Annotated in this window: 9 protein-coding genes and 1 pseudogene; all 10 read right to left on the bottom strand. The window is 49.0% G+C overall.

Features of this window, described 5'->3' with window-relative positions; translation table 11 throughout:
* Positions 1-421 precede the first annotated feature (421 nt).
* Positions 422-859, bottom strand: a complete 438-nt coding sequence (locus LACSTY_RS08795; protein ID WP_087912361.1) for a hypothetical protein — start codon at positions 857-859, stop codon at positions 422-424.
* Between the two features lie 59 nt (positions 860-918).
* The gene (locus LACSTY_RS08800) at positions 919-3,582 is read right to left on the bottom strand and encodes a cation-translocating P-type ATPase (protein WP_087912362.1); all 2,664 of its coding nucleotides are present in this window, start codon (positions 3,580-3,582) and stop codon (positions 919-921) included.
* Positions 3,583-4,165: 583 nt separating this feature from the next.
* Positions 4,166-5,329 carry a serine hydrolase domain-containing protein gene (locus LACSTY_RS08805; RefSeq protein WP_087912363.1) on the bottom strand — a complete coding sequence of 388 codons (1,164 nt, stop codon included), beginning with the start codon at positions 5,327-5,329 and terminating at the stop codon, positions 4,166-4,168.
* 112 nt (positions 5,330-5,441) lie between these two features.
* Complete coding sequence (gene nadE / locus LACSTY_RS08810; protein ID WP_087912364.1) at positions 5,442-6,269, bottom strand: NAD(+) synthase; 828 nt, start codon at positions 6,267-6,269, stop codon at positions 5,442-5,444.
* Positions 6,269-7,465, bottom strand: a complete 1,197-nt coding sequence (locus tag LACSTY_RS08815) for a serine hydrolase domain-containing protein (RefSeq protein ID WP_087912365.1) — start codon at positions 7,463-7,465, stop codon at positions 6,269-6,271. Before LACSTY_RS08815 ends, nadE begins: the two co-directional genes overlap by 1 nt.
* A 1-nt stretch (position 7,466) precedes the next feature.
* Positions 7,467-8,930, bottom strand: coding sequence for a nicotinate phosphoribosyltransferase (locus LACSTY_RS08820; RefSeq protein ID WP_087913275.1), 1,464 nt, complete (start codon positions 8,928-8,930; stop codon positions 7,467-7,469).
* A gap of 199 nt (positions 8,931-9,129) precedes the next feature.
* Positions 9,130-9,831 (bottom strand): GntR family transcriptional regulator, encoded by a 702-nt coding sequence (locus LACSTY_RS08825; RefSeq protein ID WP_087912366.1) that lies wholly within the window; start codon positions 9,829-9,831, stop codon positions 9,130-9,132.
* 24 nt (positions 9,832-9,855) lie between these two features.
* Positions 9,856-11,001 carry an N-acetylglucosamine-6-phosphate deacetylase gene (gene nagA / locus LACSTY_RS08830; protein ID WP_049170065.1) on the bottom strand — a complete coding sequence of 382 codons (1,146 nt, stop codon included), beginning with the start codon at positions 10,999-11,001 and terminating at the stop codon, positions 9,856-9,858.
* A gap of 110 nt (positions 11,002-11,111) precedes the next feature.
* The gene (gene proC, locus LACSTY_RS08835; protein ID WP_087912367.1) at positions 11,112-11,909 is read right to left on the bottom strand and encodes a pyrroline-5-carboxylate reductase; all 798 of its coding nucleotides are present in this window, start codon (positions 11,907-11,909) and stop codon (positions 11,112-11,114) included.
* Positions 11,910-11,911: 2 nt separating this feature from the next.
* Positions 11,912-13,894, bottom strand: a pseudogene (locus LACSTY_RS08840) (S9 family peptidase).
* Between the last annotated feature and the right edge of the window lie 3 nt (positions 13,895-13,897).

The raw sequence follows: 13,897 nt of genomic DNA on the forward strand, positions 1-13,897 counted from the left end.
AGCTTTCTATAACGCGTTCGCCAGCCCAGAAACCTGCGTGTAAGGACCTTGGTCGCAATGGCCAAAGCCCGGCCATCACGCCTGAGGCCACTTACACTCCGACCCCTAAGCGCGCCGGCTCACGCTCACACAAAAATTGCCGCGGCAGGTTTAGACCTTCGCGGCAAATAAAAAACCGCATAGTCCCGTTGTAGGGTATCTATGCGGACAAATTGATCAGAAGCCAACATAGACACAACCTGCGCGTCTGGCAGGTTGCGTCTGCAACCTACCTAAAGTTGGCTTTGCCAAGTTTTTAAGGTAAGCAGTGCTTTCATGTTGGTTTCCTCCATTCGTTTAAACTTGAAATAAGTTGGTAAATTAAAGATACGTGAGCAAACTTCTCATGTCAAGCGAAAATGATCCTTTTCACGAAGAAAAATCACTGTAAGATCGCTGAAATCTTTTGAATTTGCTTGGTGAATTTTTGGATCGCTTCGTCTTGCGCTTTTTCGGCTGCATTAAACGCTGTGACATCCACTTCTAAGTCAGACTTGAGGCTTTCGGTCATGGCTTCACACGCCTCCGTGAAGGTCGCAAAGTTGTGAATTAGTGTACGGTGTGGCCCGACCAACCGTGCAGGAACCGCGACTTCTTGCAATCGAGTGAGTAACTTTTTGTAAGCATCGGTACCCTCACGAAACACGACCCGCGTGTCATCATAGGTGTCCTGATCATAATCGGCCAATTTGCCGGCATCAATCGCTTCACGTAATGGCTCAAACAAAGGCGCCATCTTTTCCTGATTGTCCTGGGTTTGTTCCACCACATCATTGATCGTGGTACCATAGTGCGCCATTTTAATTTGTTGCTTGTTCATGAAAAGCACGAATCCTCTCTTGAAAACTAATCCATCAATTTTTTCCGAATGCTGAAGATTTACAGACCGCGCCGCTTGCGCCGAGCACGTTCGAAGATCTTGACGATTTCGACGAGCACAATCATGGTAACCCCGGCACTTAAAACCGTTAACCATTGGTGCCAATCCAGCGTTGTCACGTGGAAGAGTCCATTGAATCCCGGTACCAGAATGGTGACAGCCAACAACACAAAGGAAGCAAGGATTGCCCAGTTGAAAGCTTTATTTCTGAAGGCACCAACTGTGAAGAGGCTTTGATGAATGCTTTTGACGTTAAAGGCATGGAAGAGCTGAATCAAGCCCAAAGTAGCATACGCCATCGTCAATGCGTCCGCATGCATCGCTGCTTGACCACTGTGAACCGGATACGTGATGGCAAACCAGTAAACGCCTAAGGTCAGTAAGCCTTCAAGAATACCCTGCCAGATGACCGCTGGACCGACGCCGCCTGAGAAGAAGTTGGATTTGCGACCACGTGGCTTTTGCTTCATGATCCCCGGCTCTGTCGGTTCAACCCCAAGGGCAATCGCCGGGAATGTATCCGTCACCAAGTTAATCCAAAGAATGTGCACCGGTGCCAGGATATCCCAGCCAAGCATGGTCATCATGAACAACGTCAGTACTTCGCCAAGGTTGGCGGACAACAGGTATTGAATCGCCTTTTGAATGTTGGAAAAGACTTTTCGGCCTTCTTCAACGGCCACAACGATCGTGGCGAAGTTGTCATCGGCTAGCACCATGTCAGAGGCACCCTTGGAAACTTCTGTGCCGGTGATCCCCATGCCAATGCCGATATCGGCGGCCTTCAAAGCAGGCGCATCATTGACACCGTCACCGGTCATCGCAACAACTTTACCTTTTTTCTGCCAGGCGTTGACAATCCGAACTTTATGCTCTGGTGCCACTCGTGCATAAACGCTGTATTTACCAACATTTTTGGCAAATTCTTCGTCACTTTGCTGATCAAGTTCGGCGCCGGTAATGACAGCATCATCATCGCCTTGATCAATGATCCCCAGCCGAACCGCAATTGCTTCAGCAGTATCGCGGTGATCGCCGGTAATCATCATTGGCCGAATCCCGGCTGATTTTGCTTCTGCAACCGCTGCTTCTGCTTCAGGCCGCTCCGGATCGATCATCCCAACCAAACCGGCGAAAATCAGATTATTTTCAACTGTCTCCGAATTGACCGGTTCAGGAACTGCAGCAATGACCTTATACGCCATGCCCAACACCCGCAAAGCCTGGGTGGCCATATCTTTATTGGCCTTTAAAATGGCATCACGTTCGCTGTCAGACATCGGTGCTGCCTGATCACCGGTGGCCAATTCAGTCACGCGCTTGAGCAATTCATCCGGCGCACCCTTGGTTGTCACCAGAATCTTGCCGTCTGCCCGCCGATGAAGGGTCGACATCAATTTACGTTCAGAATCAAATGGTACTTCATCGATCCGCGGTTCGTCTGCCAAGGCGTGATTCAGATCAAACGATTGGGTCTTCCCATATGCGACCAGCGCGGTTTCGGTTGGATCCCCCAGTAATTTACCATCATCCTGAACCTGCGTATCATTAGCAAAATTCATAATGGTCATCAGCGGATTGCCGCCGTGGATGCCGTCACTGGCATTATTTAGCTGACCGTCGTAATAAACCTTTTCAACGGTCATTTTATTTTGCGTCAGCGTTCCGGTTTTATCACTGGCAATAATATCGGTGCTACCTAAAGTTTCCACAGCTGGCAGCTTGCGGACCAAAGCGTGGCGCTTGGCCATTTTCTGGGTTCCCAGTGCCAAAATAATCGTTACAATTGCCGGCAGTCCTTCAGGAATAGCCGCAACCGCTAAGGACACCGCCGTCAGGAACATTTCCGGCAGACTTGCCGCATTCCGCCAAATACCGACTGCAAACACAATGACTGCAATGACCAGAATCATCACGGTCAGCGTCTTACCCAGACTCTTAAGGTTTTCCTGTAACGGCGTCGTGGTTTCTTCTGCGGCATTGATCATCCCGGCAATCCGACCAACTTCAGTCTTCATCCCGGTGGCAACAACGACCCCAACACCACGACCGTAAGTGATATTACTGTTCATGAAGGCCATATTGGTTCGGTCACCGATGCCAACGTCATCAGCGTCCAGTGGTGCCGTGGATTTATCAACCGGCACACTTTCACCTGTTAAGGCACTTTCTTCGATTTTTAAATTAGCGCTTTCCACCAACCGTAAATCAGCAGGAACCACGTCACCAGCTTCCAGCAACACGATATCGCCCAGAACCAGCTGACTGCTTGGAATCGTCAAAACCTGATCGCCACGCCGAACGTGTGCATTCGGCGTCGACATCTCCTTGAGCGCGTCAATCGCTTCTTCGGCCTTGCTTTCCTGAAAAACGCCGAAAACGGCATTCAGTAACACAACAGCCAAAATAATCCCGGCATCTGCCCATTCACTCAACAAGAACCCGGCAATCAAAGCAGCGGCAAGCAAGACAATGATCATGAAATCCTTGAACTGATCCAAAAAGCGCGCCAACATGCTCTTTTTCTCGGCCTGGGCCAATTCATTCGGCCCGTTTTCACCCAACCGGGTTTGTGCCGTTTCTTTAGATAGTCCAGTCAATTGGGTTTGTTCTTCTTGCAAAACTTCTTGACTGCTTAATGCATATGGCGGTTTCTTTGCCAAGATAGTGCCTCCTTCTTTGTTTGGGCCGGTAGCCAAAAAGAGACTTATGGCCTACCAGCAGTAGATCCATAAGTCTCACTATTTAAGACAACACCAGACATAGCCTTGTTGGTGATGTTGTCGCAGAAAAGCTCTGCTAGTTACTCCCCTATGTTGCTTCAAGTATATCAGGTCAAAGCAGCCTTGCGCAAGCGATCGTTAAAAATCCAGAGCGTGAGCAGGCCCGGTCAGAAACCGGAGTGTAAGCGGCCTTGGGCGTGATGGCCTGGTCTTTGGCCATCGCGACCAAGGTCCTTACACGCGGGTTTCTGGGCCTGCGATCGCGTTTCAGAGCGCGAACAGGAGCGCTTAGAAACCGGAGTGTAAGTGGCCTTGAGCGTGATGGCCGGGCTTGGGCCATCACGCTCAAGGTCCTTACACGTAGGTTTCTGCGACTGTAAGCGCGTTTCGGAGCCGGATTGCCTCACAGGCCTTATTCCCCCAAGCTCAGGCTTTGGCCATTGCGATCAAGGGCCTTATACGCAGACTCCTACGCCAGTGAACGCCTTTCAACAAGCCAAATTAATTCACAAAGGGGTTCGACCTATCCCTTTTGCCGCAACGTTTGGAACAAACGAACGGCTTCATCATGGAGATTGAGCGCATGTGAATTATAATTGCTCAACAAAATCACAGCGTCTTTGCCATCATGGCTAATAGCAGTTGATGCCATTTGCCCGGCCACGGTGCCATTCGTTGAGTAAAAGTCGCTATGATTATAAATACCTGCCGTATAAACCCCGTCATCGCGATTGCGCAATGTCTTTAACGCTGATAATGGCAAAACTTTTCCATCATCGATGCCCCGCAGCAACCGATACAAATCAGCAACAGTCGTATACATATTGCCGGTACCCAGCTCGCGGTTGTACCACAGTTCTGGTTCGCCAATGGAGGTTTGATAAGGATTCGTTACCGGCCCCGTGTACGTCAATGAGCGGTTGGTATCTGTCAGCATTCCCGGCAAGAATCCGGTGTGTCTAAGCCCCAATCGGTCAATAATCGTCTTTCTGATCTGCTGCTCATAAGAACGGCCAGCGACTTTTTCAACCACACCGGCGAGTAATTGGTAATTAACCGCCTGGTACGCGTAGTTTCGCTGCGGTAAATAGGTCATATTGCCGATTGCCCAGCGAATAATACCGGCATCGTCCATAACGGAAGGCTGATACTTTCTAAGCGCAAAACCACTACGCATATCGATCATCATGCGCAATGTCACCTGATCACCGGTTTTGATGCCGGATAAATACTTGCCAACCGGATCATCCAAATGCAACTTGCCTTCTTCAGCCAGCTGCATGACGGCAACTGCAGTGACCGCTTTTTGGATCGATCCGATCTGGAACAAAGTCGTTGGCCCATTAACGCGTTTCGCTGCGGCATCGGCGTAACCCACGCCGCCATTGAAGATAATTTCACCCTGTTTGATAATCAAAGCACTGCCAATAAATTTATCGTTTGTTAAGGTTTCTTTGAACGATTTGCCTGCCGATGTGTCGATCGGCCGGTCCAGACGCTCATCAAAATGCGTTGCTGCCGTTTGCACGGCTTCACGGTGAGTCGCCTGCTCATGCCGCTGCGACGACAAAACCTTAGCCTGTCTATCCGGAATAGCTATCTTCTTCTGCCAGACAAAAGCCACAGCGCCTAATAAAAGTGCACTTAATGTCACAATGCCTAACCAAAGAGCCCAACGATGACGCACTGCGTTTCAACCTCCTACTGCCATGTGTACCAAAGCATACCTTAAACCAGCGCAAAAAAACAGCCATAACACCTTTGAGCGAAACTTCGCCGATGTTGGCTGTTTGCCATGCTTATTTCCAAAAAGTATCAAAAACCGTAATCGGCAGATGGCGCTTATGTGCGGTTTTCTGGTACCAACGTTCGATCGTCTCGGCAGCATGGTCACTCACTTGCTTGCCTTCTAGATAATCATCGATGTCCTTGTATTTGACGCCAAGCGCAACTTCATCTGGCAAAGCCGGCCGATTGTCTTCAAGATCGGCAGTCGGCGCCTTTTTATAAAGATGTGCCGGTGCGCCCAGCGTCTTCAGCAAAGCCGCACCTTGGCGTTTGTCCAAGCGATAAAGCGGCGTCAAATCAGCACCGCCGTCACCAAATTTGGTATAAAAACCGGTGACCGCCTCCGCGGCATGATCCGTGCCAATGACGGCGCCGGACATATTACCGGCGATCGCGTATTGGGCAATCATGCGCATTCGGGCTTTAATATTGCCCTTGTTAAAATCGGAAATGGCTGATCCGTTGGCTTCCACTGCCGCGACCATGGCATCGACACTAGGTTTGATATTGACCCGTTTAACCACGTCTGCCTGCATGAAGTCAATGGCTGCCATGGCATCCGCCTCATCGGCTTGTTCGCCATAAGGTAGACGAACGGCCACAAATTGATACGCCTGATCGCCGGTTTCGGCGCGCATCTCCTGCATGGCTTTTTCCGTCAACGTCCCGGCAAGCGTCGAGTCTTGGCCACCTGAGATTCCCAACACATATGTTTTCAAAAACGTATTTTTCTTAAGATAGTCTTTTAAAAAATCAATACTCCGCCGAATCTCGGTTTCAGGATCAATTGTTGGCTGTACGCCTAATGCTTTAATAATCTTTGCTTGTAATGGACGCATTACTTCACTCCCTTAATCATGTCATGATAAAGTGCTTGGGCTAGATCCCGCGTCACCTGATCCGTATTTGCCAACAGCACGACCGCATTTTGACCGCTGCTATCCATGACAGTTGCCGCTGATTGTGCGGCCACAACGCCATGCGTCAGTGTGTAGTTGCCAAAATTATACACACCCGCCGTGTATTGGCCTTGATTCAGATCACGTAATGTGGCGACCGATGAGCGCCTGATAATCTTGCCTTGATTGATGGCCGCCATAATCTGGTATAAATCACCGGCACTCGTGTAAATATTACCAGTCCCCAATTCCCGATTATAATTCAAAGACGGCTCGACGTAACGGCGCGAATAAGGATTCGCCTTGGGACCATTATACCCAAATGATTGATTAGGTTCACGATACAATTCAGGCATAAATCCCGAATGCGTCAACTTTAACTTTTTAAATATTTCCTGCTGAATTAAGTCGGCGTATAAATGACCGGTCACTTTTTCAATCACTCCGGCTAATAAAACAAAATTAACCGGTTCATACGCGTACTGTTTCGCACCATAATTCAAATTGGCAATTGACCACCGGACTATTCCAGCATCTGATAGTTGGGTCGGTTGATTACGCTTCAATGAAAAGCCACTTCGCATATCCAGCATCATCCGCAACGTCACCTGTTTGCCCGTGCGAATGCCTGGTAAATAGCGACTAATCGGATCCGTCAGGTGTACCTTGCCTTGTTCCACAAGTTTCATGAGCAAGACCGCAGTGAGCCCTTTTTGAATCGAGCCAATTTGATACAGACTCTCAGGCCCGTTCAAACGACCAGATTCAGCGTCGGCATAACCCAACCCCGTGTTCAGGATCACTTTCCCTTTGCGCATCATTAAAACGGTACCGCTAAAATGATCGGCTTCCAGTTTTTTTAAAAAAGGTTGCGCTTCTGCAGGGATAACCTGTTGCATCAGCCGATCAGTGGTGCTCGTTGCCTGACGCGTGGCATTTTGCAGGCGTTGCTCGATCGCGCGATGCCGATTCAGCTCGGTTTCATACTTGCGCCGGGCGCGTTCTTCTTTGGCTTCGGTTTGCGGGCGGAGATAAAAGTAATCATAACTACCATAAACCGCGATGCCGATGACAAGGCCGGCGAAGAGTCCCAAGATCAACCAGCGTGTCCAACCCCATTTTTTTTCGTGTTTCATATTATTCCTCGCGGTCAGCAACCGCCGATTTCACTTTTTTAATTAAGTCCATCTTGTTATCCCACACCCGCTGCGATAAGTCGACCGGATAGTCTTGCGGATTCAAAATGCGCCGATATTCATCCCACAAAGCATTGGTACTGCGGGTGGCATACGCCTGAACCTCAGCGAGTGGCGGGGTTTGATAAACCTGTTTCCCCTGATCGTAAATGAGTTGCAACAGTGGCTTGGCTTCAAAGTTTTTAACCGTTTTATTGATATACGGAAAATTAGGGTGGAACATGTAGAGGCTGCGGTCAGTGTCAATCTGCTCATCGGCTAATGCCACGTAATCGCCTTCCGACTTACCGTCATCCCGGCGTGTAATCCGCCAAACCTGTTTCTTGCCTGGCGTCGACACCTTTTCGGCATTATTGGATAACTTAATCGTGTCATGCATCTTACCGCTGGCGTCTTCAATCGAGACAAGCTTGAATACAGCTCCCAACGCTGGCTGGTCGTACGCGGTGATCAGTCGCGTACCAACACCCCAGATGTCAATTTTGGCACCTTGCATTTTCAGGTTTTGAATCGTGTTTTCATCGAGATCATTCGATGCATAAATTTTTGCTGAAGTATACCCGGCATCGTCTAATTGCTGACGCACACGCTTGGAAATAAACGCCATATCGCCACTGTCAATCCGAACGCCAAGGAAATTGATCCGGCCTTTAAACTCATTAGCCACTTTAATTGCCGCGGGAACACCGGAACGCAAGGTGTCATAAGTATCAACTAAGAAAACCACGTTCTTGTTGCTCTGCGCATACGCTTTAAAGGCATCGTAGTCGTTGCCATAGGCCTGAACCAGCGAGTGGGCGTGGGTTCCGCTAATCGGGATACCGAACTCTTTACCGGCCAAAACATTGCTCGTCGCGTTAAAACCACCGATGTAAGCCGCTCGAGTGCCCCACAACGCTGCTGCGGTTTCCTGTGCCCGGCGCGTACCGAATTCCATCAAGGGGTCGGCGCCGGCAACACTGCGAATCCGCGCCGCTTTGGTGGCAACAAGCGTTTGATAATTGATCATGTTCAAAACAGCGGTTTCAACCAACTGCGCCTGCGCCAGTGGCCCTTCGATTTGCCAAATCGGTTCATTATTGAAAACCAGATCGCCTTCTAAAGCTGATCGCACTGTGCAGCTAAATTTAAACTTTCGCAAGTAATCGATAAACGCATCCGAATAATTTGTCTGCGCCTTAAGATAAGCCAGGTCGTCTTCGGAAAAGCTGAGATGATTCAGGTAATCAATCACATGTTCTAGTCCGGCGAATACAGCAAACCCCGAGCCAAATGGTAACTCCCGAAAGAAAACCTCGAATACTGCATGACGTTCACTGATCCCTCGTTCAAAAAATGTGTTCATCATATTCAATTCATAAAAATCGGTGTGGAGTGTCAGTCCTTCACCCAATTGCGTAGCCATCATCTTTCCCCTTCCAGCAACATACAAAAACAACGTACGTTAACTTTTGAGCATTTAATTCAATCATATAGGTAATGATTATATACCACTGCGGACCGCTTTGCAGGAAGCGTGCTGTGCCATTTTTCTCATCATCGCAAAAGGCCAGAAAACAATAAAATCTGTTTTCTGGCCTTTTGGTCATGCTAATACTGATTCATTACCGCTCTAGATAAAACTCAAATCGCTCGCCAACATACTGCGTGCGGACGTATTCAAACGGTGTGCCGTCGTTTAAGAACGAAACCTGCCGCAGCCGTAGAATTGCATCGCCGCGTTTGATCGCCAAATATTCGGAAATCCGTTCGCTGGCTAACATTGCGCTGACGGTTTGTTGTGCGCCGCCAAGAACGTAGCCGCCTTTTTTCTCCAAGGTGTGATAGAAACTAGCCGTCATTTCTTTTTTGGTGAAGTTTTTGACTAAATCATGCGGAACAGCAGCTGTTTCAAAACTGATCGGCACCTTGTCGGCATACCTGATTCGTTCCATCCGCAGCACTTGCTCGCCTGGAGCCAGCTTCAACTTTTCAACTTCCGAACTGGTTGGCTGGGCCACGTGATAAGATACCGTCTTGCTGGATGGTACCTTACCTTGGGCCTGCATCAAATCCGTGAAGCTAGTTACGCCGGACATTTTTTCTTGAACTTTTTGATTCGCGACATACGTTCCGGAACCCACGCGCCGTTCTAAAATACCTTCGTCGACTAAAGTTTGAATGGCCTGCCGCAACGTCATTCGGGAAACATTAAAGGTCACCGCGAGATCGCGTTCGGAAGGAATACGATCGCCGACCTGCCATTTTCCGGCTTCGATATCAGCCCGAATCGCGTTATGAATTTGAATATAAACCGGTACCTCCATCAATCATCATCTCCAATACGTGGTTCAGTCTTCAGTGTCATGTTTGACGCCATAACTATAAGTGGCAATGAGATCATGGTTGCGATCCAACATGTTAATATCGGCGTCCTTACCTACTTCAAGGGTTCCTTTGGACGTCAGATTGAATTCGCGAGCCTGATTGACTGACGACATTTCAACCGCATCAAACAGAGAAGCATCCATGAAGCTCATCGCATTTTTAAAGGCATCCTTGTACATTAAAACGGAACCGGCAAGCGTACCATCAGCTAGCCGCGCCTGTTTGTCTTTAACATACACCGTCTGGCCGCCTAATTCACTTTTTCCTTCCGGCATCCCTTTGCTGCGCATGGAATCGGTAACCAATTCAATCCGTTCCGGACCTTTTTGATCAAAGGCCAAGCGTAACATGTCAGGCACAATATGGAAACCGTCGCAGATCAATTCGCAGTACATATTGTCTTCAAGCATCGCGTGGCCGGTGACGCCTGGTTCACGGTGACGTAACCCACGCTGTGCATTGTATAGATGAGTCACATGGGTCGCTTTGCTTTGCAGCATCTGTTCGCGCGTTGCATTACTGTGGCCGACTGATGGCACAATGTTGTGTGCTAAAAGATAATCTTCAAATTCGCGGGAACCTTCATCTTCCGGCGCATAAGTGATCAGCTTAACCAGACCGCCGGATAATTCCTGCCATTGCTTAACTAAATCGATATTAGGATTCTTAATATATTCTTCTGGTTGGGCACCCTTGAAGACCTTGCTGATAAACGGACCTTCGAGGTGGACACCTTGGATAATGCGATTGCGTTCGGCTGCCTGTTTCACGCCGCGCATGGCCTTATCAATATTTTCGGTTGATTGAGTCATGGTTGTAGCAAAAAGGGTGGTAACCCCTTCGTGCGTCATCATCTTGGTGGCCATTTCATCGATTTGATCGGCATCACCATCCATGGCATCAAAGCCATAACCGCCGTGAGCATGGACATCAATGAATCCCGGTATCAACGTTTTACCTTGAACGTCAACGACCTGTTCACCAGCCTGAGCCTTGTAATCAAACATATCGCCAACCGCCAGAATCTTGTCGTCAAAGCGGATATACCCATCTTCAATGCGTTCCAATCCTGTATAAATTGTTGCGTGTTTCAATACCGTAACCGTCACAATACCACTCCTAATCATTTAATGTCCTGACTATCATTAACCAGTATAACCGGTATAGACCAGAGTTGCAAGGTGGCCTACCTCGTATTTACAGGAAGTTTAATTATTTTTCATTCCTGTCGATCTTTGGCAATCGTCGCATCGACACCTTTGACCACAGCGGACATCAGCCCGGCTTCTTCCATGGCCAACAATCCGGCAACAGTGGTACCGCCCGGGCTGGATACCTGATCGATCAAGTCAAACGGTGATTGGGTACTTGCCAGAACATTTTTAGCACTGCCCATGACGGCTTGGGCAGCAATGGCAGTTGCTTCACTTTTTTCTAGGCCGTACTTGACACCGGCGCGGGCAAGACTGTCGATGAACAAATACACAAACGCCGGAGAGGAACCTGCCAGTGCCACAAACGTTGAAAATTGGTCTTCCGGTAACGACATGGTTTTGCCCAGAACGTTCAGTAAATCCAAAAGGCCATCCAGTTGACCGGCCACCGCATCATTAGCGGCGTAAGCAATCATGCCGGCATTAATCGCGACATTCACGTTCGGCATGATCCGTAAAATCGGTTGGTCATGATCGTTCAATGCTTCTTCTAACGCCGCCAGCGAAACGCCGGTTAACATTGAAATCACGGGTACATGCCGTTTCTTCAAGGTTGCCCCGATGGCACTTAAAATCGGTGCACCCAGTTTCGGCGCGACCGCCAGAAAAACAACGTCTGAAACCTCGGCAACAGCCTGATTGCTGTCGACAGCTTTGATACCGACTTTGGCTGCGTATGGTTCATAATGCAGCGGATGGCCACCGTGAACAACGATGTCCGCCGGGTCAATGGCCTTTTTGGCTAGTAATCCGCTAATGATCGCCTGGGCCATGTTACCAGCACCGATAAATCCAATTGTCATCCTTATTCTCCTTTAGCTTCTTGTTTTGATTGGTGGGCATCAAACCAGTCCGTAATCGCGGTTAGACGTGCGATCCGCAAGTTGGGTAAGCCACTGCGAGACAAGTCATGATTTGATTTCGGGAACCGCATGAATTTGGTTTCAACCCCATGTAGTTTCAACCCGATATAAAATTCTTCACCCTGGCCGATCGGACACCGTTGATCGTCTTCGCTATGCATCACCAGCGTCGGTGTTTTGGCAAAATCGATATGTGCCAAGGGGGAGAAGTCCCAAAGACCTTGCACGTCTGACAAATCGCCGCTCCACTTGCCTTCCAGCTCCCAAGGCGTGAAGTAATACCCGATGTCGCTGGTGCCATACATACTTAACCAGTTGGCAATCGAGCGCTGGGTAACGGCCGCTTTAAAGCGATGTGTGTGGGTCACGATCCAATTCGTCATGAAGCCGCCATAAGAACCGCCGGCAACAAATAAGTGCTCAGGATCAATGGTCGTATCCAATTTCAAGGCCTCATCAACCGCAGCTAGGCAATCTTGATAGTCATCCTGGCCGTAATGTTTAATAACCGCTGCCGTGAACGCTTCACCATAACCTAATCCGCCCCGCGGGTTGGGACAGATAACACCATATCCCTTGGCAGCCAGATATTGCATTTCATGAAAAAAGGTATACCCATAACCAACTGCTGGGCCGCCATGCACATATAAAATGGCCGGATGCGATGCGGCTGCTTTTTGCGGTGGGAAATACCAACCCTCAATTTCAAAACCAGCACGATTGAAATTAAAAGTCAGTGGCGTAACCAACCCAAGCGTGCGCGTAACCCGCCGATTTGGGTCATATAAAACCGTTTCTTCTTCGGAGGCCAGATCAAAGTACACTAATCGACTCGGAATGGTCATCGTGCTTTCAGTGAACACAACGCCACGGTGATCAGGTGTCAAGGCAAAATCCGTCACATGCCGTCGACCATCAATCAACGGCGTCAAGCGCTCATCCGGTCCGCCAGCGTATAGGCTCGTCTTCCCGTGGTCAAAACCAATCGTCAGATAATAATCGGCTGTGACAAAATCGGCCACTTTGCCTGATAAGTCCTGCTGAAAGTCACCATTGACATAACCCGGAATATCAAAATCCACGTCATCGGCAACGTCCTGCAGTTTCTGGCTCTTTAGATCGTAATGCTACAAGTGGCCTTGCGACACATTAGGCAAATGATTGTCAGAGCCATACAACAACAATTGTTGCGAATCCGCTGAAAAGGCTGCTGGCGTCAACTCTGCTTGCGGCAAATGCTCATTCACCATCGTCACCTGCTGCGTGGTTAAATCGAGCAAATAAGCAGCTTGGCTAAAGTCGTTGGGATCATCCGGTAACCGTTCCGCCGCAAACGCAATTTTTTGACCATCCGGCGCGATTGCACCAATTTGGAAGTCATGTTGGCGCTGCATCACAATATGGCTAGTTTTTTGGCGTCTTTGCTGCACCCGCAATTCGTAAGTCACGTTTTCTGGTAACAAGCCGACACCATTGAGCTTGTACTGCGCGCGCGTGACCGTCACCGGCTGCGGTTTTTTGGCATCTTCCGGTGATAGCTTCTTTTTGGCACCAATCGTTGTTTGAAGAAAAACAGCCTTGCTATCAGGTCGCCAAGCGAAATCCGTCACGTCCTCTTTTTCAGCCGTCAACTGGTGGGCCACGCCGCCGTCAACTGCTTGCAGGAAGACCTGCGTTGTTTTGTCTGCAGCTTGGCTCAGGAACGCCAACCATTGCTGATCCGGGCTTAGTTTAGGATGCCGGTCGTGTTTTTGGTCAGTCCCATAAACGGTCATCTGGCCACGCGGATTCACGAAACAAAGCCGCTGGTAATAGGTATTGTCCGCCTCCGAAATCCGGTTTTCTTGAAAAAAATAGCCCCGATTTGTCGCAATTGGATACGATAACGATACCAATTTGAAAAGATCCGTCGCTTTTATTGCCATGCA

The organism is Lacticaseibacillus styriensis, from assembly GCF_030770295.1.
Lineage (GTDB): Bacteria > Bacillota > Bacilli > Lactobacillales > Lactobacillaceae > Lacticaseibacillus > Lacticaseibacillus casei.